11 protein-coding genes are annotated in these 26,436 nt (G+C 38.0%); 2 read left to right on the top strand and 9 right to left on the bottom strand.

What is annotated here, in order from left to right; translation table 11 throughout:
• Positions 1 to 57: 57 nt before the first annotated feature.
• A complete protein-coding gene (locus ACNORC_RS06375; protein ID WP_418334794.1) occupies positions 58 to 780 on the bottom strand; it encodes an outer membrane lipoprotein-sorting protein in 723 nt (240 codons plus the stop codon).
• Positions 781 to 955: 175 nt separating this feature from the next.
• Here ACNORC_RS06375 and ACNORC_RS06370 point away from each other — a divergent pair, with 175 nt between their 5' ends.
• The gene (locus tag ACNORC_RS06370; RefSeq protein ID WP_418334793.1) at positions 956 to 1,885 is read left to right on the top strand and encodes a hypothetical protein; all 930 of its coding nucleotides are present in this window, start codon (positions 956 to 958) and stop codon (positions 1,883 to 1,885) included.
• A 54-nt stretch (positions 1,886 to 1,939) separates the two neighbouring features.
• Positions 1,940 to 6,061, top strand: coding sequence for a caspase family protein (locus ACNORC_RS06365; protein ID WP_418334792.1), 4,122 nt, complete (start codon positions 1,940 to 1,942; stop codon positions 6,059 to 6,061).
• Positions 6,062 to 6,097: 36 nt separating this feature from the next.
• Here the strand turns inward: ACNORC_RS06365 and ACNORC_RS06360 are convergent, their stop codons facing one another.
• The 8 genes from ACNORC_RS06360 to ACNORC_RS06325 form a co-directional block, all read right to left on the bottom strand.
• Positions 6,098 to 8,989, bottom strand: a complete 2,892-nt coding sequence (locus ACNORC_RS06360) for a CHAT domain-containing protein (RefSeq protein ID WP_418334791.1) — start codon at positions 8,987 to 8,989, stop codon at positions 6,098 to 6,100.
• A gap of 137 nt (positions 8,990 to 9,126) precedes the next feature.
• Positions 9,127 to 9,324: a CHAT domain-containing protein gene (locus tag ACNORC_RS06355; RefSeq protein WP_418334790.1), complete on the bottom strand. Its 198-nt coding sequence runs from the start codon at positions 9,322 to 9,324 to the stop codon at positions 9,127 to 9,129.
• Between the two features lie 168 nt (positions 9,325 to 9,492).
• A complete protein-coding gene (locus ACNORC_RS06350) occupies positions 9,493 to 9,639 on the bottom strand; it encodes a hypothetical protein (protein WP_418334789.1) in 147 nt (48 codons plus the stop codon).
• A gap of 65 nt (positions 9,640 to 9,704) precedes the next feature.
• On the bottom strand, positions 9,705 to 14,243 hold the full coding sequence (locus tag ACNORC_RS06345; protein WP_418334788.1) for a caspase family protein: 4,539 nt from the start codon (positions 14,241 to 14,243) through the stop codon (positions 9,705 to 9,707).
• 223 nt (positions 14,244 to 14,466) lie between these two features.
• The gene (locus ACNORC_RS06340) at positions 14,467 to 21,162 is read right to left on the bottom strand and encodes a CHAT domain-containing protein (protein WP_418334787.1); all 6,696 of its coding nucleotides are present in this window, start codon (positions 21,160 to 21,162) and stop codon (positions 14,467 to 14,469) included.
• A 22-nt stretch (positions 21,163 to 21,184) separates the two neighbouring features.
• Entirely contained in the window at positions 21,185 to 22,729 is a 1,545-nt protein-coding gene (locus ACNORC_RS06335; protein WP_418334786.1) for an ankyrin repeat domain-containing protein, read from the bottom strand.
• Between the two features lie 10 nt (positions 22,730 to 22,739).
• Positions 22,740 to 24,455: a caspase family protein gene (locus tag ACNORC_RS06330; protein WP_418334785.1), complete on the bottom strand. Its 1,716-nt coding sequence runs from the start codon at positions 24,453 to 24,455 to the stop codon at positions 22,740 to 22,742.
• The gene (locus tag ACNORC_RS06325; protein ID WP_418334784.1) at positions 24,445 to 26,418 is read right to left on the bottom strand and encodes a caspase family protein; all 1,974 of its coding nucleotides are present in this window, start codon (positions 26,416 to 26,418) and stop codon (positions 24,445 to 24,447) included. The genes ACNORC_RS06330 and ACNORC_RS06325 overlap by 11 nt, the downstream gene beginning before the upstream one ends.
• Positions 26,419 to 26,436: the final 18 nt, after the last annotated feature.

The raw sequence follows: 26,436 nt of genomic DNA, 5'->3' as shown, positions 1-26,436 counted from the left end.
ACGCAAAAAAGGAAAACCACTCTAAGTAGCTATCCCTAATTGTATGGCTAGAGCTTCCTATTGCTCCTTAAAGGTGAATAGTGAATCGTCAATCTCCGGATTAAGAACAATTTCTTTGATCTCTATAGGCTGTCCTCCCTGATTTAAAGCGAACGGAAAATAGAGGCCGCCCACTTCCTGGTAATCACTCATTCCCACGGTTACTAACTGACCGGATTCCTGAGTACTTTCCAATATGATTGGAACAAAATTTTCCTTTTCAAAATAGTAATAACCAATGTTTGGAACTTCCTTCCCATTCTGCATCACAGGCTCCTGAACGATTTTAACTTTAAAGGTTTCTGTTCCTTCTTTTGTTTCGGTACCTACCAACTCCACTTCATACCCATTCTTTTCTGCATTCACCAGGGCAGAGGGAAAATCATTCTTGTTCAATGCCATGTTCTGAGTTTGTTCTGCATTACTTTTTTCAGGTTTCATGGTTATGAAGTTGGTGGTCCAAAGAGTGGTACCGTCATATGCCATCTGAGTGATTTCCTGACCCTGAAGATTCACTACCACAGCCATTTTACCGTCTTTAGTGTTATAAATGGTCACCGGAATTTCCATACCTCCCTGTGTTACGGAAGCAAGCATTTTAGTAGCTTCAAGCTCTTTCCAGGCTTCTTCTCCTCCTGTATTTTCAACATAATTGGCAATGATCTCCTCTGCAGTTTGTGCTGTCATGGGAGCCACGACCAACAACAAGAGGGCTACGAATAATGATTTAATAATTTTCATAAAATGTTCTTTAGGTTAATGTTTTAATTAAATATAAGTAAGATTTTTCTACAGAATGTTACAGATATATGGACTTTTATAAAAATCATTCATCTCCTGGTAACTGCCTGATGTATTATTAGGAGGTTTTTCAATTTCTTCTATATTTACACCGAAGTAACTCAATCATCTCAACGTGAAAAACTTAGTCCCCCTTAAAATGCTGGTATTGCCGGCCCTTTTTCTTTTCATCTTTCTGTTCAGTTCCTGTGCTGCCCATAAACGCTCTCACATTATTGCTGATGAGGAATTCGTACTGGAACTCAAGAGACCATCTACCCGTGGAGGAGCGATTGACATAGCTCTTCAGGGATTATTCTTAGGAGCGAATTATCTCGCTGAAAAATCTTCTGAAGCTTTGACCAGCAGTTATTCTCAGGATCTTTCAATTAAAGACTACTACAACACAGATCTTGGAAAGGTAGAGAAGACTTATTCAGAGATCCACATAAAGAAGTATTCCAAACCCACTTCACAGGAAAAGAACCAGGAGTTGGAACAAACCATCAGAACAGAGGTCTCTTCAGTTCCAAAGTCCAGAGGGAGTCAACAGGCGTTTTTGGCCATGGATGAGATCATTCGGCCGGTGAAGGAAGACCTGTTGAACTTCCATGCGGTGATCGAACTGATCAGCGATGAAGAAAACCCCGGGATAACAAGGTTGAGCTTTAATGAGCTGCGGGTCTTCTTTTCAAAGACCAAGGTTTTTTCAGATGAAGATCTCAACGCAAGGGTATCTATCCTCATCAAAGGCCAATGGCGAGGAGAAGACGGCACCCCAATCACCGATACTTTGATCGAGCAGGAATACGATTTTAAAGACCTTAAATACGGGCCGGAGAACCAGATACAGACTCCTATACTTTCTCCCTGGTACTATGATATTCCTATCTATCCTGATGTCAATGGAAATGAATCTTATGGAGTAGTGCAAATTAGTGTCCAACTCGAGGAATATGAAGGCAACAGGAGCAAGTATATCAACCAGCTGCCAAGCATACTCTCAAAGAACAAGAATTCCATCATCAAAAGTGGGTCTTCCACTATTAAAAAGATAGTAGAATAAATCACGCTTTTCCTTTAATGTGGCCTGAAGCTGATCAAAAACCCTTCCTTCAATATGAACTTTTTAACCACCCTCAGAAACTTTGTTTTTGTCCTGATCATCTTCATATGTGCAATAACGAAAGCACAGGAAAAAAAGGCCAACATTCATCTCCGGGATTATCATTCCACCAGGATCACAGATGTGGTTTCTTCCACGAAGTATCCTTATTTCTTTACGGCCGATGAATCTGGGAAAATATTAGCCTATGACTCAAAAACAAAGAGAGTAATAAAAACCATAAGACCTGCTACTGGTATTCCGGTCAAGTCTCTAAGGCTGGCCAATATGGATGAAGTATTGACCGTTAATCAAAAGGTTCCATATGGTGATGGCAGCCTCGATTCTATAGTAAATATTCGGTTATATGACCAAAAAGTACTGCAGGAGTTCCAGGGAGATTTTGAGTTTATCGGCAATCAGGAGGACGTAATTATAACGCAGGGAACTAATCCGGATAAGTCATTGATTATTATTGACCTGTATGATAGGAATTACCAAAAGGTCAATACTTATTATATGACGGGACCTGTTTCCCGGGCGGCTTATGATTCGATCAGCAAAACCATGGCAATGGTTGAAGGCAGAAGGGCCTGGACAAAAATTGCCCTTCAGGTAGGAAATGATTACAAGAATACGGTCGAGATCAAAGTTCCCGAAAGGCTGGAGATCCGAGACCTTTTCTTTGATGAAAGGAAACTTTTTGCCATCACGACCGATGGAGAAAGAAACACTATTGAGCTCTATGATCTATCAGTTCCTGATAAATTCACCAAACCCATTCACCTTATCGAAAATTACCCTACCAATATTATAGAGGTAGAGCGTTATTTTCAAAATACCTCACTTAAAATTGTCATTACGCCGGAAGACATGGGGCAAATTCAGCCGCTGATCCTTGAAAAGAAGGGTTTGAATTTCACAGAAATCACCCCTAAAACAGACGGTGGTGCCGTTCGATCGGTATATCTTCCACAAACTAATGAACTCCTGTTTTTTGAGAGGTACAATGAAAACTTTGCAAGTGCTTTAAGATTTTCAGTCTATGACAACGACAAGCAAAAGATAAAGTCAGTTGTGCCAAAAGACACGAGGCCTTTTTATTCAGGAATATTCCTGCCAGACAATAACTGGTTAATAGTTGGAAAAGAAGGAAGTTCAGGTTCTTTTGACAATCAGGTGAAATTCTATGACAGCGGTACTTTCAATAATCGTTTTGGGAATTTAGGTTACAATGATTATTTGGAGGTTACCCATAGAGTAAGTGATATGTCTTATATCTCAGGACATATCAATAAAGACACAGGCTTAAAGGCATTCTACGGCTATGAGAAAAAATCGGAATACGAGAACAGTTATGGATTTTTCGTTTATGACTTTCTAAATGACAAGGTGAGACCATTGAGCAATATAGAAGTTGATCAACGTACAATTATTGACTTTAACGGAATTACTGATAATCTTTTACTTAGTAAAGAGGAATATAACAATACCGGGTATACAGACCCACAGGAATTTATCATTCTTAATGGAACCAAAATCACTCCATTAAACGGCAAATATAAATTCGGTAAGTTTTCCAAAAATGGGAAATACCTGCTCCTGATTACTGAGGAGAATAAGGTTTTGATAAAAGATGTTCAGAAGGAGAAAACTATTTTTTCAGAAGATCTACAGGACGGCAAATACAAGATCTTTGCTGATGAGGAAAATGACTTTTTGGTCACCAATTCCTACTTCCAGTTAAGCGAAAATTCCTGCAACCAGGCCTCTATCGCCTATACTATTTCAGATTCAGGTAAGGTGCAGGCAAACGTTTATGACTGCTTGAATATTGTTGATGCCGCGAGCAAAGGTGAGGTTACTGTTTTAGTCGTTAAGGACCTGGGGCTGGTGATAGGTGAGGAAGTTTATCAATTCCCATTTTCTGAATTTCCTGAAAAAGTCTCTTTAAACGAGGATGGCAGTAATCTCATGGTAAGTTTTACGAATGGCAAGATAAAGGTGTTTAAAACTGAAGGTCTGGAAATGGTCCTCGAAATGATACATCCAAATCAGGAGGATCATGTTTTTGTCAACCGCGATAATTTTTACTTCAGTAATACAGATCCTGAAGATTATATCGTCGCTACTTCTGAAGGAAAGCTTGTCCCGATCAAATCTCTTGAAAAAGAATATTTTGATCCTGCAAAAGTCTTACAATCATTAGGAGAGCCGAATTCCGAATATCTGAACCTTCTTAATAAAGCATTGAGCCTTCGACAAGATAATTTGTATGCCGGTACAGATATTGATCTTCAAAAAGAGAAACCGCTCAAAACCTCCCCTTCCACAAAAAGCGATCTCTATGTACTTTCCGTGGGAGTTTCCAACTATAAAGAGAGCGAGTACAATCTAACTTTTGCAGATAAAGATGCCCTGGATATGGCAAGGATCTACGGGAGACTTTCCGAAGAAGAGTTGAAAAACTACAGGACAAAATTCTTTGGGCACCGGTTTACCCTAAAAGACGAAAATGGAGGCGATGTAGGAAGCATAAATAAATATTATGATTATTTCTCATTATATGATCTATATCCTTTAAGCAGAGATGGCAGGTACTGGTTGGAAAAATCTGATGATAATTTCTTTATATGGAATTTTAAAGATGGTACCACCCTGCCAATTGAACTGCCCGATGATGTGAGCATGGATATTCTCAGTTCGGACAAAATGATCTATCCGGGAACTGAAAACAACGGATTTATAATAGAATCTGATAACAACGGATTTTATAAATACGGGTTTTCTTCTGGAAAATTCAGCCCCCTAAATTTACCTGAATCTCTAAAAGAAAAAATTACCAGTGATAATTTGACATTTTTGGAAGGTGAAGCCTGGGTTCATTTCTCAAATGAATTTGAAGAAGACCATTATGAAATAATCCTTACCAAAGGAAATAACAGGAATGATAAGTCAATACAGATATCATTTAACGCTGATGTCTACAAAACCAGGTTGGCTGAAAAGGAAATTGTGGACACTTCTTATGTATCAAGTGCAAAATTTGAAGCGATTTCGGCAAATGGGGAGCACTTACTATATACTGACGTACCAAAGCAATTGTTCTACAAAAATTTAGGACAACCTGAGCAATTACCGCAAAAGCTCGACCTTCCGAAACTCGAGTCATTGGATAAGTTTTCAATATCTAATGATGGAAAAACAATTAGAATACAACGGACCACAGATGATACTTATCAGAAGCAGATCTTGAGTTATAGCTTGAATGGAGAACTGTTGCAGGTAAGAGACCTGGGAGAAGATGTCAAAGGCGTATTGATCCATGATGATGAATTACTGTTGGTCCGCATGGAGGAGCCCCTGGTTCAGGAAGAATTCTTGAATAATGACGAGTTGATCGAAACTCATCAACCGGCTTCTTTTGAAAATGTTTTTGTCCACCACCTGGTCAATGAGGAAGCTAGTGCTGCTTCAATTGAACAGGCTATTCTAAATGCATTCAAAAAAGCCAAGCCGCAGGATCAGATTGTTCTATTTATTGCAGGGCACGGAGTTTTGGATAAAACTGCGAACTATTATTTTGCTCCTCATGATATGGATTTCAAGGAGGTCTCCAGGAATGGCCTGGCCTTCAACAGGATCATCGAAACCCTGAACCAATCCCAGGCGAACAATAAATTACTCCTTATGGATACCTGCCATTCCGGGAACACCCTGGATCTGGACGCTGGCGCAACAGTAAGTACTGAAACTGTTGCGGGACAACGTGGTTCAAAAGCCAGAAATACGCAGTCCACACCACAGTTCAAACTTTCCGATGTGGTCTCAGATGTCTTTGATGACTTTTTGTCCAAAAGTGGAGTTACGGTAGTTTCAGCCTCTTCGGGAGTTGATGTGGCCTATGAAAATAAAAGTTTGGGGAATGGAGCTTTTACAAGTGCCTATATTAACCTTCTAAAAGAAAAGTGGTTGGCTGGAGGCATAGTATTAAGCGAAGATAAACTTAAACATTCAGTCGATCTGACTAAAGAAGATATCTCTGAACTTTTAAAGCAGGTCATGTTGCTCACCAACGGAAAACAGGTTCCTGATCTGCGGGAGATCAACACTGATTCCACCTTGAAAATGTGGTAAAACCCCATTTTCTCAAAGTGATCGTTTAGCAAAACCTTATTCCACCATTACAAAGGCTGCCCATTTTTCGGGGTGGTCTTTGTACTTTTTCTGCATGATGCGCTGGGTTTCAAAAAAGGCTTTTCTGAAGTTTCTTTTTTCGAAATACTTCTCATAGAACTGCTGCATGAATTCAGCCGTTTCGAGGTCAGGAACCTGCCAAAGACTCATTATTATAGTGTCTACTCCGGCCATTTTAAAGGCCCGTTGGAGACCGAAGACGCCTTCGCTGCCTTCAATATCCCCAAGGCCGGTCTCACACGCGCTGAGTACTACCAGGGCAGTACCACTGAGGTCCAGGTTAGAGATCTCCAAAGCTGTGAGGATTCCATCTTCTAGTGAGGCGGGAGTGTCTTTTCCGGTCCAGGCGAAATTTGCTCCCGAGAAAATAAGTCCCGAGCGCAGCAGGGGGTTCTCGGCCTCCCTGAAATATTTAGACCGGTCAGTGGCCACTGTATCTCTGCTTCTCTGCTGATCTTCAAAAAAGAATCCGTGAGTGGCAATATGAAGGACAGCTGGACTAGTACCACTGAGCTGTTTAAAATTCTCCTCGGAAGCTTCCTTTCCTGAAAGCTTACTAAATTGCTTCTTTTCCTTCCGAAGGATCTTGGCAATATTTTCAATTTCTGCCCTGGTTCCCGGAAGGTAATTCCAGGATTCTCCCCTGCTCTTGTTCGCCTTTACCTCGAGATCGATACCCTTTCCATAATCTATTCCGCCAATCAGCAAGAATGCTGTACGCGATTCCTTTTCCTCATCGGGTTCAGCCAGGACAGCAGTACTGCTTAGTTGGACCAGCTCATATTTCGTGCTTAAAGATTCATTTTTACCATCCTGAAGTGCGGCAAAAGAGACCTGGTGCAATAGTCCGTCAGGAGCAAAATAGATTCTTGATGCATCCCCAAGATATGGCTCTAATGGTGCCCAGATAAGATTAAAGAGTTCGCCCAACCCAGATGGCTTGAATGATCTGGCTACAGCCCCCCTTAAAGAATAAAGTTCTTCCGGGGATTTTTGATGCATCAGGTCTTTTAGTTTTCGGCTTTCAAATAAGCTGATGAACCGGGGAGCAGCATCTCTTGTTATCAAATAGGCTCCATAGAAGATGCTGTCTGTCCATTGTTTCGAATCGTGAAACTGGTAATAGGTGAATTCAATAGCCACCTCATCACTCTTCAGGTTCTCCTGGATGTTTTTCCAGCTTTTGTTAAGGGAAAGATTTTTTTGAGATTTAAGATTATAATACCTAGACAATTGGGATTCCTGTTCCCCCAACTGCTGTTCAACCTGTTTCCGGAAATCACCATCCTCGCCCAAAATTTCCAATTCGGTAATTTTTTCCTTTAATCGATTGTACTCAAAAAGGACATTTTTGACGCCAGTATCATTAGAAGTAGCTAAGTCTTCGAGGATACTCCTGGAAGAATTAAGCAAGAGACCTTTCTGCACCAATGTGTTATTGAGATTCATTTCAACCAATTCCTGACTTTGCTGATAACGGTAGCCGAAAGATTGCTGCAATTCGAATTTATATAGCACCTCATCCAGCAGCGCTCTTTTTTCTGAATAACTTCTGAAGCTGAAGCCGGTCTCCAGGTCGCGGAGTGTCTCAGAATTTGCTTTTCTCACCAGCTCCAAAGCATCCTCATTCCTACCCATTTCCTGTAGCAATAAAGCCTTGCTCTCTGAATAATTCTTAAGATACTTTTCATTGTAGACCGGTGCCATTTCAATAGCCTGATCTAAAAAGATTATCGCTTCCTGAAAGTCTTGAAGTTTTCTATAGGATTCAGACAAGAGAAAAAGATTGTAGCTGTCTTGACCCTGTGCTGAAGTCAGCGAAGCCTTTAAAGGTTCTATTGCTTTTGAATACTGGTCATCATAAAAGTATGCCTGCCCCAGGTAAAACTGGCAAAGCAGGTATAAATTTTCGTTCTCTTCCCGGTCGAACAGCTGCAAAGCCTCCTGCAAAATGGGAATGGCATCGTCATATTTATCAAAGTAGATGTGGGTGGCTGCCACTTTACTTAAGCTATAGGCATAAGAAAAACCTGCGGTGCCGTAAACTTCGCCCGTTAACTGCAGCGCCTCCTGGTGGGCGGCAATAGCAGCCTCATACTTTCCCGCTGCCTCGTAGCTTTTTACAAGGTCATGCAAAGCAGAAATATACTCATAGCTCGTTTTTCCCTCCAGGTGTTGTGTCCTTTCTAACCGCTTCAGATGAACTTCAATTGCCTTGTCAAAATCCTTTGATCCGTAGTACAGCCCCGAAAGTTGATTTTCTTTATAAGTGATCATCCCGTCATCCGGAAGGGAATTTTGCAGACACTTTTCCAGGTATACAATAGATTTATTAAGATTTCCCAGCTCCCCAAAAATGACCGACATGGAATAAAGAAGATCATCATAATCTGAAGACTTCTGCATTGAAGACTCCAGGGTTTCAAGCTCTTCCAGGTATTGCGCTGTAGCTTCATAATTTTGGAGGTATTGAGAAATGGAAGCCAGGTTGATCAGGATGTTTCCATATTCGATACTTTCTTTCCCTAACAGCCGTTTCACTAATTCCCGGTTCTGGAGATTACTATCCAGGGCTTTTTCATAGCTGCCAGTTAAATAGTAAGCAACCGATAGATCTCTAAGAAGCAGATAATACTCTTTTGAGAACGTCTCATTCTGCTGAAGAAAGATTTTCTGACTCTCTTCGAAGTAATTGATAGAACGAAAATGATCTCCGGCGAAAAAGATCTTTTTTCCCAGTTCAAAAGCCACATCCCGAATTTCCTTTGAACCGGGTTGAAACACACTCTTTGCCCTGATATAACTTTTTTCGAACCTGGAGAGGACTTCTTTAGCAGGCAGAGAATCTTCCTGAGCTTTTAGCTCCAAAAAGCCTGCCCTCCAATTTTCAACAGCCGATTGTTGTGAAAAGGAAAATTTGAAGGTTAAAACACAGAGTAACAGTATAACTCTCCTGAAATGAGCAATATTCATACCTGCTAAAAAGATCAAATTAGAAACTAAACTTACTGCACCATTATAAAGGCAGCCCATTTTTCCGGTCTCCCGGCATATTTTGAGGACATTTCTCGTTGTGCCTCCTGAAAAGCCTTGCGGGCAGTTATACCGTCTATCCATTTAAAATAAAAAGACTCCATAAATTCGGCAGTCTCAACATCTGGAACCTCCCACAGACTCATGATCAAACTTTCAACTCCTGCCATTTTAAAATAGATTTTGCAAGTTGTTCTTTAATGCCTATCCATTCTTTGAAAATTTGAGGACTGTTAGAATCTTTATTTTTCAGAATTTCCTCCCTCAGTTCAACAGTACTCTTGAGTAACAAACCTTTTAGTGCTAAAAGATTATTGAAAGAGGCACTATTCATTTCTTCAGAAGAAGAAAACCTCGAGAGCTTCTTCAAAACGTTTCAACCCATTAAGGGCTATGGCCTTCTCACTTAATGCATAAACATAAGCAGGATCTCGGGTGCCGTGATAGGTCTTGATATTTTCAATGGCACTTTCCGCCAACTTCAAAGAACAAGAATTCGATCATCAAAAGTGGGTCTTCCACTATTAAAAAGATTACTGGGGAATAAAAATCAGTTTAATTCCCAGTTCCATTCAACATTTTCACTTCTGGTGGTGGGTTTCTGTTGCCCGTCTGTTAAGCGAATTACGCTGTTATATATGTAATTCTGTAATTCAGAGACCAGTATGATCCCATCCTGGTCGTTATACTTGGACCCAAGCTCTTCCATTCCCTTAATGAACGAATACGTAAAAACACCATTATTCCAGCGCTCACTTTCATAGGCGAACTCCCTTCCACCGGCAGCAGAGATCACAAAAGCCCCGTTACCTTCCTCGGTATCCCTAAAAAGCGATTTCATTAATTGAAAACTAGTTTGCAAACCACTTGAATTTTTAGACTTGACCACTTTACTTCCTTTTGCTACATATTGCTTAACGTTCTCGTTGTCAAGATCAACTAATTCCAATTCTTCTTCCGAATCAATCTCCCCACTATTACAGGCGTCTATCAGAATTAATTTTCTCCTGGCCGGGATATCAGATAGTAATTCTTCGATTTCCTGATAAGAAAAGCCGTTCTCTTTCGGGTTTTCAAAATCGATATTATGAGTTGCGAAATAAAAATTGGAATTTTCATCTACGAGCCCGTGTCCAGAAAATGACAAAATCACGATATCATCAATATCAGTATTTTTAATCTTTTCCTTTAAAATTTTAATATTGGCTGAATTGACATTTTCATTTAAAAGCGTATCGATAGTAACTCTATCTGTAAATTTCTCACTTAGATATTCAGAAATACTCCTAATGTCCACATCGGCATATTTGAGATTCATAGTTTCATCTTTATATTTTGAGACCCCAATACCGAAATAATGAATTTTAGTATCCGGCTCAGCTTCTCTTATGACTTTAAATGAAATTGGATCGCTCGCAACCCCTTTAACATTAACCGCTTTAATTTTAATTTGATTCAGGCCAGCATTTAAAATCAATGTCTCTTGTATCTCCAATTTTTGACCCTTAATCTTCTTTTCCATAATAGGGATTCCGTTTATGAAAATTTTGAATTTTTCAAGATCATTTTCAACATCCTCAAATTCCAGATTTAATTTTATGGTACCGGTGCTAGACACCCTCGGTAATTCTAATTTATTTTGAAGCGTAATTCTGGGTTTATTTTCGGAAAAGATGCTGATGTTTTTCTCATTGACCCCTGTCCTGCTAAGACGTTTCAAATAAGCTTTATTATATGCTCCAATTAAATCGTTATCTGCGTAGCCTAGCTTGTCTAAAACTTTATCTGGCCTATTTAATAGAATTTCATAATTGGAGAGCGGGTATGTTTTCAAATCTTTAACAAAATGAAAATTATTAATAATGGAAGTTGAAGCCATAAATTCACCATCAGAAGTAATGGAGGCCAGTTCCGAATTATTACCCACATCGAAGACAAAAGTTCGAAGATCAACTTCCTGAGAAGCCAGATTTATAAGCACTATTTCGTTATCCCATAAAAGAGCAAATAGTTGATCCCCTTTACGAATGAGCTTTCTAATATCTCCTACATCGATAGTTTTTACAGGAGATTTGGAATCTTTGTTCCAAAAAAATAGTAGACCTCCATAATCTGCAATAAAATAATTTCTTTCCTTATCCTCAAAAAAATGATTTGGTGCACCAAATGTTTTCAATCTTTGATTAATAGTGGGTATTTCTCCATTTAGTTGTCCTAACTCAATAGCATTATCTTCTACATCCCACTTATAAAATACAAATTGATCATTCTCTAATTTAGTAACAACCTCGTAATTTTCAATTTTTTTATAAAACCTCTTTTCTGTTATATTAAAAACATGATTCGCAAGTTCATCCTCTTTATTTGAATCAAAACTCAAATCATGATGGAACAGATATAAATCATTATCAAAGAACTTTACTTTACCAGGAATTATATATTCTGCTTCATAAGGCATTTTCACTTCAATTACATTGCTCTTAATAATATCTATTACAAACAGTTTTTTCGGCTCAAACTTTTTTCCAACAACAGCGTACTTTCCATCTTTGGAAACCTTTATAAAATCTAACTGATCTTCAGTATAAATTTTTTCGCTCACCCAGATTTCTTTAAAATCATCGAGCGTTTTAATTCGAAATTTTACGAAGTCAAAATAATCTTCAGCGTAAAGAATTCGATCTCCCTCAAGTAGAGTACCAACCAAGAGTTCGTAAGAACTTTTATCCTTGATAATATTCTTTATTGAACCTACACTTAAATCCTGAAGATTGATCAGTGAAAAATCATCAATAAGAAGATTTGAATTAGCAATAGATATATCTCCTATGCGCTTTAGTTTAGGCATTGTATTCCATTGAAATATGCCATTTTCGTTTGGATAGAATGAATAAAGACTGTTTTTTGATGTATACACAAATTGCTCATTAAAATACTTTAAAGAGGTACCCATCTCCACATCTAGTTTATATTCTTGTATATTTCTTTCTGTTATATTATCAATCTCCTGAATTTGGGTCTTTGATATATTTCCATATTCATCTATAACATCATATAATACAAGAGACCTGTTATCATTATAAACCACATCCTTGATCTTTTCCTGGAGCTTTAGACTGGAGACCGGATGTATAACTTCATTTTCAATGGATAAAACAGAGTATTTCCTTTTACCTTGATAGAGAAGAATTTTTTTTGCGGAGAAGGGAAATGCATTTTCTGTTTCGGACGGAAGATCTAATTTTACGAGTCGATTTTCCTGTAAATTGTATTTCCAAACATTTTCCAGGCTCGTTTCTTTAGTTCTGGATTCTGTATATTCTATGTCGTATGTAGCCACCAGGATTTCTTCTCCATCATTTGCTAATAATTTGAAAGTTGGAGAAGTAGTCTCTTCACTAATAATTTCATCTACCGAATTTTGCAAACTGAGGTCTTCCATATTCACAGTCCATATACCATCTCGCTTTAAAACCTTAAATCCGTTTGGGCCTGAAGGAATGATCAAAGAAGAATATGGAGTAAAATCAGTATCTGATTTTGAAACCTCCTTTTTAATTAGTTTACCCGTATTAAGGTTGAGTTTTCCAATAACAAATGAATGTGTGTTGTTAAATTGATTTAAAAATAATAGTAAATAGTTTCCATCATTACTAATAGTACTACTAATTACATTTTCGAGTTTTTTATTAATTAATCTTCGTTTATCTGCAACATCCCATATTTCAAAAGAATTATCACCATAGGTAAGCAAACGGCTGTTACCTTTAGTAATTTGAAAATTGTCAAAATTAAATTGATTAGTCTGTAAAACTGGTTTTGAAGGATTAAAAATTTCCAGAGTATCTGCACTCCAGGCAACCATATTATTTATAGTATTATTTTTAATGGAATATCTTATAATACCATTTTTGAACTCATCTTTATTCTCTTTATCAAGAGAACCCGAGCCAACGATTAAAAGCTCGTCTGGGCTCAATTTGTAAAAATTTCTAATTCTGAGAAAAGGAAAATCATAATTACTTATTACTAGTCGAGTCTTGCCACTATCATAAGAATTAAAAGTAATATCGCCATTATAGATTTTCCAGAAACCTGAGTTATCCAAAATATCAGGAATAACTACATATTCTGAAATTTTAGGATGTTCCTGAAGTGTTTTTGAATCAAAAATGCGGTGGAAATTTGTGGTTAAAAATTTGTCATATCTCGGTGCAAGTTTATTAGGATCACCTATAAAAGGATCTGGCAATTCCGTTCCAGAGATTGCCAGAAAAGCACCGGATTTTGATATCGACATTCTATCAACTATACCTTCAGATACAAAAGACTTTTCGTTTAATTTCTCCAATTCAGGCAGTCCTCTTGTTTCTATTCTATAATGATTTCCTGCTTCGTTCACTGAGTCTATAAAAAGTACCGCAATTCTTTTCTCTGATATCGCTTTTAAAGCTCTTATTTGTCCATTTGTAATTACTGAATCTCCCGAGATTTCATTGAAAACCATGCTTTTGTCTGAAGTAGAACGAGAATTAAACAGCCCCGCCCATTCCTCTTTTTTCTGTTCATCCAGAAGTTCGCCTTCAATACTCATATCACCATTTTTATGCAGTCGCAACATATTGCCACTGAGCAGTTTCTTACTAAGTTCATTATAGCCGGAAATTGAAATAGCACTATTCATATAATCCTGATAATAATTGCCATTGAAGGTATTTAAAACTCTTTTCTTCTCTAATGAATAGATAAATTTTTCATCCTGTAAATATTCGAATTTTTCCGATCTGGAAGGAGATTCAGATTTTTTAAAAAAGGTGGAGATAAGCAGTTCTTTTCCTTCATTCTGAAATTTGATATCATAAATCTCTACATTTTTTTCTTTCTTCAAAAAATTGATCTCCTGCAATATTTGTAAATCGGATGTGCTAATAATATGGATCTCCCTTTTCGTAGCTACAGCTATTTTAGTTTTATCACCGTTAATCGTAGAGACATAAATGTGCTCATCTATTTCCAGAAAATCTTCCTGACTGAAGCCAATCTCTGATATCGAAATTATAAATAACAGTAATAGTATTTTCAGTTTCATAATTCCTAAAATTTTATTCAGTTTTCATTTTTGAGGTAATTTTTAACAACGCCTCACACTATTACCAGGAATGAAAGGTTATAATTATTCCACTAATGTAGAGTAGGTTATATTCTACCCTTATCGAAATGCAGCCGCTTGTACTCTTCTATAAAATTTAAGATAGCATGAGCATAACACTAATAAAGCTTTGACAATTATTATCGTGTTAACTCACAATTTGTTAACTCTTTCCAATGATTATAAAAGGTGACCAGTATTTAGGATGGGAAAATTTGCCATTTTCGAAGCCAATTAAATACATCTTTGCCTCGTGAAGGGCATCCATATATTCCTTTCCGGCATTTAATTCGGTATAAAATTTCTCCATCAAAATCTTTGTGGATTCATCATTGACCTCCCACAAGGAAGCAATAAGATATTTTACTCCGGCATTGGCAAAAGCCTGAGCCAAGCTTGTAGTTTCCAAACCTTCTTTCCCAATTCCGGTTTCACAGGCCGAAAGTACCACCAGATTGGTGTCTTCTAGATTCATTTCATAGATCTGGGAAAGACTTAATTTATTGTCATTGAATAGTAACCAGCTGTCTTTGATGGTATTTTCATCTACAAAACCGTGTGTAGCAAGGTGTAGTATACCTTTTTTTGAAGTGGATTTTTTGAATTTATCAAGCTTGGCTTTGCTACCTACCAAAAGATCATATTTTCCCTGATAAATATGGGAGATATTCTCAACTTCTTCCCGGGCAAAGGGTAAAGAGCTATCGGGATCACCCACAAGCAGTATTTCACTTTCTCCCGATTCCCGGAATCCATCAAATAACTGGTACATATAAAGTGAAGACAGATAGGTGAAATTATAATCGTTTAATGCATAGAATTCCTTTTCCTCACCATTGTTCAGCGCCTCAAAAGGAATATAGTTTAAAACACCTTCTGCCATGATTTGAATATTATTTTTGAACGGTTTAAGTTCATTCTCGATCGGCTCCAGAAGGTAATTATAAAGCTGGGTCAAAGTTTTAGACAGTTCTTCCTCATTATTTTCTCCAGTTTCTTCAACCATACTTTCACCTACTGCACCACGTATTCTATTTTTATTACTTAGCAGGTCTGAAGTATATAAAGCCAGATCAAACAGATAATCTTTCGTTACATCGATTTCCTTTAAAATTAACTGGTCTTTACTGATTAGTTGAATTAACAGCTTGTTTTGAAGCGGAATGTACTGCACCACGCATTCATCTTCCCTCAGTTTTTTTCTTATTCCGGCTATCTCCAGCGGCGGTACCTTCAAAGCCTGGTAGATAACAGGATTTTTTTCTTTTAAGGTGAGCAATAACCTGGAGTGCTTGTCGCTCATTCTCTTAATTTCAGAATCTATCGAATCTACATTCACTGTTCTGTAACTGGAGGAAGTCACTTTAAGGTCTTTGTCAAAACTCTTTTTTAAAGATTTTAATCTATCTATCTCATGATTGATTTCATCGGCCTCATTGATGACCTTCTTTGTCTCATTTTCGGAAGTCAATGAGTTCAAAACAACTTCCCTGTCATTCTTTAATTTTTTCTTGTTATAATATTCAAGATACTGCTCGCTGCCGTAATCCATCAGCAGCAAATCGTTGGGATCGAGGTTATCGGAATCAATGATCACCAGACCTAAGTCTGTCGAAATCTGTAAGCGATTTAAATGGTCTACCGCCAATGCCTTCACTTTAGTGCCGCCATATCTACCGAACTCCTGAAATTGTGGTAATATTTGATTTAACCTGTCCGGATAAAACCATTCTTCGTCTTTAAACCCCACAATTCCTTCCCCGGTACCAAAAAGCAAAATATCACCAAATTTGACACCCTCCGTTCCTAAAAACAGGTTCCTGTGAGCATCCAAAATATTGCGATAGCTGTCTGACATTCCTGAAATGAGTCTCAAACCTCCCGGCCCATGCATGGCAAATCCAGAAGTAGTTCCAACAATAGCCGAATAATCGCTCAGGGGTGTATAGGAAGTTACAAACCAAGGCATATAATCTGGGGTAGCATCTTCATCATCAAATAATTCAAATTTATCATCTTGTTCATTGTATACTAGTAATCCCCCGTCGAGATTCATGCCTTTGTAGTTATTCCATGGCTCCTCATCATTAATGACCCATATTTTCCCATCATAGGTTTCTATAAGGTTGAAAATATTTAAAGTTTTAACCGGAAATTCATCCGGATTCTTAACAAATGAAAACTCCTTGAGAACGGGAGTTGCATCAGGATTATACCTGAAAACACTAACTGCCGTACACAACCATATCGTACCCTCTTTCGCTTTATGAATAGATTTGATTCTCTGGTTATCCTGTGTTATCCAGTCTCCCGTCTGGACGGGGGTGATTTCAAAAAGAAGTTCGCTATGAAAGTCACCCAATTCAGGATCATACAAACATTTATAGACGTTCATATAATCAGCAAGCAAGATGCTTCCATTCCCCAAGTCTTGAAAATCACTGATAGACGTACCCCAGCCATCAGTAGTTATAGTTCCTTCTATATAGCCACTATAATCTGAAAATTCTAAACTTCCTTCACTGAGTGTTAGGGTAAGGTCATAATGCTCCAGCGTCTTGATTTTTTCCGGAGACGATTCGTAATAAGTATAATTCCCTTTTGTATACTCATAGATCTTCTCATCTGATAAAATTCCAAAACCATTTTCATCTGAGTAATAAATGGGCTGAATATCTTCCAGATCCGACCTTCCTTTAATGTCCAGTAATTCGAAATGCGAGTCTTTATAAATATTGATAAAACCATCGGTAATCACGGCGACGGCCTTTTCCGTCTCATTTATCGGCACTTCGAAAAGTCCTATTATCTCTTTATTTACGTGGATATCATCCAAGATTTCACTTGTAGCAACCAGATTTAATTCGCCAATTGGTTCGCTGGATGAAAAATTCAGAAAAAGGTTTTTAGAAAATAGGTCATCATTATCGAGGACAAACAGTTCCATTCCAGATGAAATTAGAAAATCCTGTATTGCCTTGCCGGAATAAAGGATTTGATTGTCTAACACCTTCCCAAGATGATCTACCTTGAACAACTCGACTTTGCCCGCGGTTTGGATGAAAAAATAATCTGCATAATTTGACATTTCACTACCATAATCTTCAAATGCAACATGAGAAGAATTAATTTTTGAAATAGGAATTAATTTAATGATTTCTTCACTGGTCTTAACAGTATTCAAATAGACAGGTTCCTGCGGGTTCTCGAGATCGAGAATATTTATTTTATCATTAGAATACAAAAACAGTAGCGAACCACTGGCTGATATCCCGGCAACCTTGTCTCCTACATAGTTCAAAGAATCTGTTTTAATTTCCTTTACCGTTTCATAATTATTATCCAGAATAAACGTCCCGGTATTTGCATTGAAAACAATGGCATTAGTAACTTCAACCATATCTTTAAATTGAAGTTTACTTTGCATCTTAATACTTTCCGGCTCATTAGTAAGCCTTGATTTTAAAGGATCGTAACTCAAGGTTTTCCAGTATCCATTTTCTTTTACCAGTAAGCGATCCTGGGCACTCAATAACATATCACCGTTCGTCCTTTTTAAAAGCGAATGTATATTGCTCGCCTTTAAATCCTCATCAATTTTGTCCAAACTGGTATTATGCCAAAATGCATCTAGGTTCAAATCAGATTTCGCCAGCCATTTTGCACTTTCCAGGAGAACCACCGGATCTTCATTTATTTTTTTCTGTAAGGCTTCTATTCTTTTCCTGTAGGAATTAAGGCTTTTTTGAGCATCCTTCTCCGCTTCCAGATATTCCCGAATGTCCATCCATTGCTGCCAGTAATCCAGCGCTACTCCTCTTTTGCGAATTGTTTTAAGCACCTGGTAATAGATATCGAAAGCTTCCACAAACTGTTCCTTTACAGGCAGTGGATATTCAGTAAAAGAAAGATCATAGAAAATATCATCGGCTTTATTAAGAATTTCAGTAGCAAAGCCAGAATCCTGATTTAGATTGGTCTTTAAATATCTTAAATACTGAAGCATTTCTTCAGCTTGGTTTACTCCAAATCCCTCATATGGAGTTTGATTATAAGCAACTTCATACTGAGAGGCTAATTTTTGATGTTCGGGATCTTCCAGATGAATATTTTCAAGTTTATCCGTTCTTGTGTAAGTAGAAAGCATATTAATATCGGCCACCAGATTATACTGTAATTCTGCAGGATTTCCCATACCACTGGTGTATGTGCTATCTACCTCCTTTTGTTCATCGTAAAAAACGCGCAGCGTATCCTGATTATTCAGGATTACTTCATTCATCTTTTCCGCCTCGTTATATCCGAGTTTATAGTTTCTCTTCAGTTTCCCAAGTTGCAGATCATAAGTTATGATCTGATCCTTTTCATTATACTGAAGATTCATTTTCTCGTGTGCCGAAGTTTCTATTCGGTCTATTTTGCCATTTTCAGTATACCCGTATTTAATCCAGATTTTCCCTTTTTGTTTTAAAACCGGTCTTCCAAGCAAAGGATCATCCTTCTGAATAAATTCTTCCCCATTTTTAAAATAAACCTTTATCGTGTTTTCATCTTCATCATATTCAAAGGTGGAATAAAGATTATCGAAAACATCTTTCCTGGTTTGATCATACCAATCGATATAACGGGAAGAGGTTCCCAGATTATAAGAATTTTTAAAGTTGTTAATTCTAGGTAGCGGATTGCCGAAATTTTTCAGGGCAATGAAATACGAACTAGACTGGCAATCCTTATCCGGATAAAGGCTTTTACATTTATTATAAGCCCAGATAGCATTTATACTACTGCCGCCATAGGTTACATTTCTAAGGATATAATACCTTAGACCTTCATAATTTTTGACATTCTTTTCCAGGGCTTTTCGATATTCTTTAAAACCTCCCGGGGCCCGAAAATTTATAATGGCATGTTCAATATTTGCGGTTGTAGGGTAAACCTCGATAGCCTGTTGAATGGCATTTTGCGCCAGTTCCGTTTCCTTTGCCGCCCTGTACAGATAAGCTCTTGTTTTTAAAATTTCGAACAGGTCTCCGGAAAGCTTCTGGTAACGCTCATTTAATTTCAGCATTTTATCCATTCGCTCCGGCTTTACGGTATATTTCTGAACATAGCTTCGGTACTCCCAGTTTAGCAAGTCAAGGTAGAATATTGAATCCAGCCTGGAATTGGCCGCACTTAGCTGTTCTTCATGAAAATTTAAGAGCAAATCTCCTCGATTCGAATTTTTGCTCAATTTCATATCGACGAGCCGTGCATTTACCAGCCCGGCTTCATTTTTAAAGGAGGCGATAAAATTATTCCAGTTTTCCTGTGCATCTCCTATATTTAAAATTTCCTGTTTTAACAGGTAACTATCAGGAAATTGTTTTTCCAGATTTTCAAGTGCTGCATCTACATCTTTATTATTGCCTTCTAGAGCTTCTTTGTATCTGGCAAGGGTATAAGAGTCTACCGGATTAAGTTCAAAACTTCTAAGCAGCACTTTTTCCGCTTCAGAAAATTTTTCATTTTTTAAGAGAACATATCCAAGATTATCTAAAGTCCAGTTAGAGTTTGGAAATCTGCTTTCCTTTATAAGCTGCACCTCTTCTGCGATTTCATATTGACCTGAATTCTCAAAGAAATCAAAAATCTCGTATAGAGTGGATTGATTATGCATTTCCAGATCACCGGTTAAACCTCTATAATGTTCGAGCATTTCATCTACCGCTTCAGTTTCCTTTAAAGATTCCAGCCAAAGCTCATAATATTCCAAATTTCGACGTCTTTCTGAAGATGGAATTTGTTTAAGCAATCTATAAACTTCTGTAAACCGGTCATCTGAGGCTTCGATTTCAGCAAGCAAAAAAAGGGCCTGAGGGCAAGGTGTTTTTTCTATTTGTGACTTTAAAATAGAACTGGCTTTGGTTTTATTTCCCGCTTCAAAGTAAGTTTTTGCTCTCCAGTAGTTCAGTTTATCTTCACCTGAAGCTTTGGAATAATGATGCTCAACGAAATCTCTAACAGCATCTTCGTTAAAATCACCCGAAAGTTCATATTGAAGTGCTATAACATTAATACCTGAAAAACCTTCAAAATAAAAGGGATTAACAGCGTACGCCTTTTCATAGTTTAGCAAGGCTTCTTTCTTTCTTTTAAGAGTTTCAAGTAAAATAGCCTTTCGTCTTAATGCTTCCGGATCTTTTGGATTTTTTTCAAGATACCTATTTACATTCTCAAGGTTTTGAACGGTGCTCCAGTTTTTCAGGTTTAATTCGGGAATATTATTGAGATTGAACTCAGCATACGCCTGTAACTCTGGGAAATCATCATAAAAATTCTCTTTCAAAATGTTTTTCCACAATTCATATCGCTGGCCGTAATCAAAGACATAATCGAGCATCCACAATGCCCTGTACTGAACTCCATGATTGCTCAACCAGGTCTTAAATATTTGTACGGTTTCGTCATAAGAAATTTTACTGGTGGCAGACATGATTTTATAATAAGCCTGCACAGGCAAGTCATCTTTAAACTCAAAATCCCGGTAAGCATCATAAATCTTTAAATATCTTTCGGCTTTATCATGAGCTTCAATCTGTGAACAAAATGAAAGAATCTTCTGCTGTTTATCACCTAACTTACTGCTGAAGTTTCCATCTATATTTTCATTATAAAAATGAGCTATACTATAGGTAAACGCATTAGACTTACCCCCGGAAATATCCTGAAGCAACAGATCTTCCAGAACTGTGTATTCTTGCTTCTGAAAAGCTTTCACCATTTTATTGAAAGTAGGCTCCTCAAAATATTTGGTTTGAGCTGTGACGTTATAAATACCAATAATAAAACATAAAAAATATAGAGTCCTTTTCATCATGATTATTGCAAAAATTATTTTCCTAAACTCTAATCCTGCCTTTTCTAACTTTTTTCAAGTATTTCCCTAGCTGTTTATGACCGGCCTTACGGGCTACTTTATCAGGATAATGGCGCTTGTTATTCCTTACATCAGCTTTTACGCCGTTCTCGAGCAAAATTTTGGCCATATCCATATTACCGCGTTCGGCGCTCAAGTGAAGTAAAGTATTCCCATCCTTGTCCTGAACATTTTTGTTAGCCCCATAGGCGATCAGCAATCTAACGGCTTCAAGATTAGCCCATCTTACACTTTGCTGTAAAACACTTTCCTCCTGATCCATTCCGGCATCGGGATACAGGCCTGATTCCAGTACTACCTTCAGAGATGGTATATGGTCTCTATAAACCGATCCTTCTATAAGCCTTCTTGCCTGATGGTCGGACAGTTCTTCAGCTTTGAATTCAAGGATCTTTTTTAAGGCATAGGTGTTTTCAAAAATTATAGCTTTTTCCTCCAACGGTTCCCGACCATTTAAGTACGTATCACTAAAGACCCAGGAATAATTATCCCAATCATTAAACCTTTCTACCAAATGGTTCTCAACTGCATATTCAAGATTTTCGTAAACAGCGGTCACTAAAAGTTCACCGGGCATAGAAGTTATCTTGTGTGCCTGGCAACCTGCTGTCCCTTCAACATTTTCCCAGGTGACTGTTTTTATACAATCACATTCTTCATCGTATTTATAATCACCCCTATATCCTTCATTAGTATACTCTACTGCACCCCGTACAAGTATACCTTCAATAAACCCATTTTGATCAAAGACCGGGCCTCCGGAATTTCCAGGAAAAGAATCAATATTGCTTTTAAACCAAGAATTGGGTTCATTATCAGTCACAATAGCATTAGTTGAAAACTTTAAAGGTAAACCGGTCGGGGCTCCCAATGTATTTATAGCAGTGCCATTTGCTACTGTTCCACTTGTGCGGAACCTGTAAGGCCTCCTGTCCGATTGCCTGTCCAGTCTAAGAACTGAATAATCAACATCTCCTTCCTCCTCTTGAAATTCAGCTCCTAAAACTTCTGTGACCTCAAAAACATTTTCAGGTTCTACTACTATATAGCGATTGAAGCCGTCATAGTACATCTCACTGGTATAATCGAAAAGCCAGACATATTCCTGTGCTTCTTCTAGTGTAGTTACGCAATGGCCGGCAGTCACAAGAATATCCGGTGCTATTAAAAATCCGGTACAGTTGGCTATTGTGGGCTGATCAAGAAACTTAACATTCTCGTGAAACTTTGAGGTTTCAAACTGCAGCTGTAGTCTTTCCATCAGATCATAGCCATAGATCCTGTTTTCTCTTATAGCTTTTTTGGAGACCATAACCGCAGTAGCTCGTACAAAATCTTCATAACCTTCGGCATCCTTCACTTCCTTCCGGTCGTCCTTCCCGAATACACCTCTTGGGGTGCTCCCGGGTGCTCCAAAGGGATATTCCTTTGGAAACTGAATGTCATCTTGGGAGTAGGAGTAAATTGTGAAAAAGCAAATACTGAGAAAGAGTAATTTTTGTTTCATAATCATTATTTTAATTAGGTACTACAGGTAGTAAGAAATCACCTCTTGGTTCGTGACTTCCAAATTTCTTCAGAACAGTCTCTGTGGCGTTACCTTGAAGATATGTGAATATTTTTCCAGGAGAAATAAATTCATTTTCCTCTTCAAAAGCTTTAATCAACTTTTTTGCAAATGGAGAATGGTCTAAAGAATTATTCCAATAATCCGGCACTTCATATTTTCCTGAAGCAAGGTAAATGCGGGAGTTGTATTGATTCTTCTCAACTATAAAATGTTTTATACCCTTATCAAAAGTAGCCTTGGAATAATTCTCGACTGGTAGATCACCCCCATTTAGCTCAAAGCTTCCACCATAACAGACATCGAAGATCGTTAGAACCTGTTTATTAGGAAATCCATCTAGAAGCCTATTTATTGTAGCCATTGGTAAATAGGTATCCAAGGTGGGATCTTCTTCAAGACCTTTACTATCTTGAAAAACAAGAAATCCATCCGAGTAATCTGAGTGATAGTAACCGTGGCCAGCAAAGAATACAATCAATTTATCATTCTCGGCAAGTTGTTTCTTAATCTTTATCAAATGTAACAGAACCTCATTCCTACCTTGATCAATTAAATATAAAGTGTTCGCGCCATATTTTTTTTCGAGTATTTCTCCGATTGTTCGGACGTCATTTACCGGGTTTTGGAGATTCTCCCAACCTATAGATTTTTTATAATTGTTGGTTCCAATTAACACAGCTTGAACAATTGGAATATTACGTTTCGAATTTGCGTTTGCGTCATGTTTAACATCAATCTGATTTGACACTGCCCCTCTTGAGTAACTTTCCGAAAATTTTAAAGCCAATAAATCCCTGTAATCACTTTCAAAATAAACTGCGCAATATTTCTCATTAAAATAATCGTGTTGAATTTCTTGTCTATTAAGATCTAATTCAAACTTCAGTGGAGTTTTAAAAATATATAGAAGGTTTTCGTTCTTAAGGAGGTAGGATGAAAGAAATCCTCCATACCCATTCTCCAGTTTTCCTTCCTGCCCCAAGCCCTTGGTTGTAATAATGATTCTGTTCCTATCCGAATTAGAGGCTAGAATGGAATTTTGCTCAAAAAGATTATAAATGAGAGAATTGGAAAATCCTTTGCCATTCCCTGCTTCAGATATGATCAACTGTTTTTTTGCAGAGATTTGGTTTATTAAATAAGACAAATCTTTAATAGGTAAAGAGGAGTCTCCATACGTATAAAGCTGCACCTCACCTTCATGGGCAGAACTCATTCCTGCAAAAAAGAAAACGAATATATCATTAGGTTTGGAGTTGCGTGCTATTAGTTTTAATGTGTCGCGTATGTTTTTAGAAGTAGCTTCTGCATCGACTAATAAATAAGAGTAAATTTTGTTCAGTTTATATTCGTTTTCAATTTTTATAAAATTTCGAAGCAACCTAGAACTACCAGAGCTTTCATAGGACTGATTAAACTTTAACTTATTTGCATCTCTTTTAATTAAATCGAGGATTTTTCTTGCATCATTAACTGATCCAACCAGGTTGTGGAAATTCTCATGATTTTCGTAATTGTTGATTCCTATGGAAATCATATGAAGATTTGGAGTTGAAGCTCTTCCTAAGGAATTAACTTTATAATGCTCCTTTGAAATCGACCCATGAGATAAAGACACACAGAAGAGGGCTGATATAAAGGTGAAAACTATTTTATTCATCATTAGAAATAATTTCATAGATCATTTCGGTACTGTAGCCATCCACCTTTCCAGCAACTTTAGATGAAGATTGGCCTCTGGACTGCGTATAGGTCTGGCCCAAAAACTGCTCTAAAGGGTTAGGATTACCAGCCCGCTGCCCGGCTCCCCTGGTGGAAATAGTAGACTGAAAGTTGATCGGGTTTGGGGAAGCAAAGCCTTTTATCATTAGCTTCTCATAGGGTGGAGCAAACGAAAAGATACAATCTCTGAACAGCATGGTCTGCCCCGGTTGGATCTGCCTCTCATTGTCATTTAAATTACAGTTACCATTTGGAAGAAAAGGGTTTATTTCTCCCTTACTGTTAATCTCGATAAGACTGAAGTAGACTGGTTGGTTTCCTTTGTTGGTCACCTCCAAAACCACGTGGTCCACATCTGGACGTACCGTAAAGGTTCCGGAATCATTCCTGTAGGCATCAGGTGAAAGGGTATCTCCGTAAGTTTCTGTCACCACATCATATTCAACAGGCAATAATCTGAAACTGAATTCATAATCTTCATTGTCCATATTCAGGCTTTTCAGGTAATTGCCCTGAGCGTATTTGAACAGTTGCTCCTTCAGGTCTTCCATCCCTGCTGCGCCTCTGTTGCGGTCACCTTCTGCAAATTCCACAAGACCATTGGTAGCATTCAACGTATAACTGGAGTTTTCTTCAGAAATATAAACGTCTGAGTTTTCAGCGTCTTTAACGAGGGTTCCAAGATTGTTTTCCTTCAGGAACTTTTCAATTTCGTTAACTACTCCCCTGTCTGCTATCTTGCTGTCCACAAAAACATTCACTCCTATATCTCCATAAGATTTTTCGCTCACAAATACCCAATAATCTTTTTCATTGGAACTTTCTAAAGGTTTATCCAACTGTATATTCGCCTCGTTAAATTTGGAAAGCAGTACCGTTCCCGAAGTGAGGATCTCCCCTTCTTTTACTTTTGTAGTCCCTGCAGGCAATATGTTTACAGTAGTACCTTCAAAAATACCGTGGAGTTTTCCTGCCTGGATCTTAAGCACATCCCTTCTGGGCATTTTTACCACCGGGTAATATGATTGTTGTTTTACATATTCCCCTTTGAAAAGTTTATAATCCTGGTCTCCTTCAATGGTGGGAGTTTGCCGGGGAGAGATCGTGTTCATCACAGCGGCAATTTTTGAATACAACTGTCGGTAAGTAAAATCAGATCCCAGTTCATTCATAGCTTTGGAAAAGGAATAGCTGAGGGAACCTTTTCCTTCGTACTCATAATTGAGCTCATTGGCCGAAGCTCCCGAAATCAGCACAAAGGGTGCTGCATTCTCATTTATCTTCACCTGCTCAAACATGTCACTTCCTTTACTGGTCTCTCCGGAAGGTTTTTCCCAATTGTCAGGGACAAATGCCTGACGGCTTCCTCTCGCCTTTCCTCCCCTGGTAGAAGAACCTGAATGGCAACTGTCCAACAGCATAAGCAACTGCCCGTCTTTTCCCAGTTTATTTCTAAAATTAGCGAGAATGTTACCTATCTCGTCGTCCCGAATGTGATTTTCTCCTTTATAGTTGTAGGTGTATTTCACCCAGGCATCATAAGGTACTATGGCTTCGTCCAGCCCGTCTATCTCTTCGGAATTATCGTCAAAGATCTGTTGACCATGGCCAGAATAATGAATGACCACGATATCTCCCGCCGAGATCCGGTTCTTTAGATCATTTAAAGTAGAAAGTATGTTTTGTTTGGTGGCCTCGGCATCCTTAAGGACCAATATGTTGTCTTCCATAAATCCCTGACTTTGCAGACTGGATTTGATCAAAGGCACATCATTGACAGAACTAATTGGTGCCCAGCCGGTCTTTGCAGGATAATCTCCCACGGCAATGATCACAGCATACTTTTCTGCAAACGCAAGGCTCGTAATGGAACAGAAAAAAAGGACTAAAAATAATTTTTTCATTTTCTTAAATTTTGACAT

The sequence above is a fragment of the Salinimicrobium soli genome, from assembly GCF_048323655.1.
In the GTDB taxonomy this organism is placed as follows: domain Bacteria; phylum Bacteroidota; class Bacteroidia; order Flavobacteriales; family Flavobacteriaceae; genus Salinimicrobium; species Salinimicrobium soli.
Note: the sequence above shows the minus strand (reverse complement) of the source record. Positions and strands in the feature narration are given on the sequence as shown.

What these genes read in the sequence shown, in the direction of transcription:
- ACNORC_RS06375 (WP_418334794.1), bottom strand. Translation starts at nt 780, where the DNA reads ATGAAAATTATTAAATCATTATTCGTAGCCCTCTTGTTGTTGGTCGTG.
- ACNORC_RS06365 (WP_418334792.1), top strand. Translation starts at nt 1,940, where the DNA reads ATGAACTTTTTAACCACCCTCAGAAACTTTGTTTTTGTCCTGATCATC.
- ACNORC_RS06355 (WP_418334790.1), bottom strand. Translation starts at nt 9,324, where the DNA reads ATGGCAGGAGTTGAAAGTTTGATCATGAGTCTGTGGGAGGTTCCAGAT.
- ACNORC_RS06345 (WP_418334788.1), bottom strand. Translation starts at nt 14,243, where the DNA reads ATGAAACTGAAAATACTATTACTGTTATTTATAATTTCGATATCAGAG.
- ACNORC_RS06340 (WP_418334787.1), bottom strand. Translation starts at nt 21,162, where the DNA reads ATGATGAAAAGGACTCTATATTTTTTATGTTTTATTATTGGTATTTAT.
- ACNORC_RS06335 (WP_418334786.1), bottom strand. Translation starts at nt 22,729, where the DNA reads ATGAAACAAAAATTACTCTTTCTCAGTATTTGCTTTTTCACAATTTAC.
- ACNORC_RS06330 (WP_418334785.1), bottom strand. Translation starts at nt 24,455, where the DNA reads ATGATGAATAAAATAGTTTTCACCTTTATATCAGCCCTCTTCTGTGTG.
- ACNORC_RS06325 (WP_418334784.1), bottom strand. Translation starts at nt 26,418, where the DNA reads ATGAAAAAATTATTTTTAGTCCTTTTTTTCTGTTCCATTACGAGCCTT.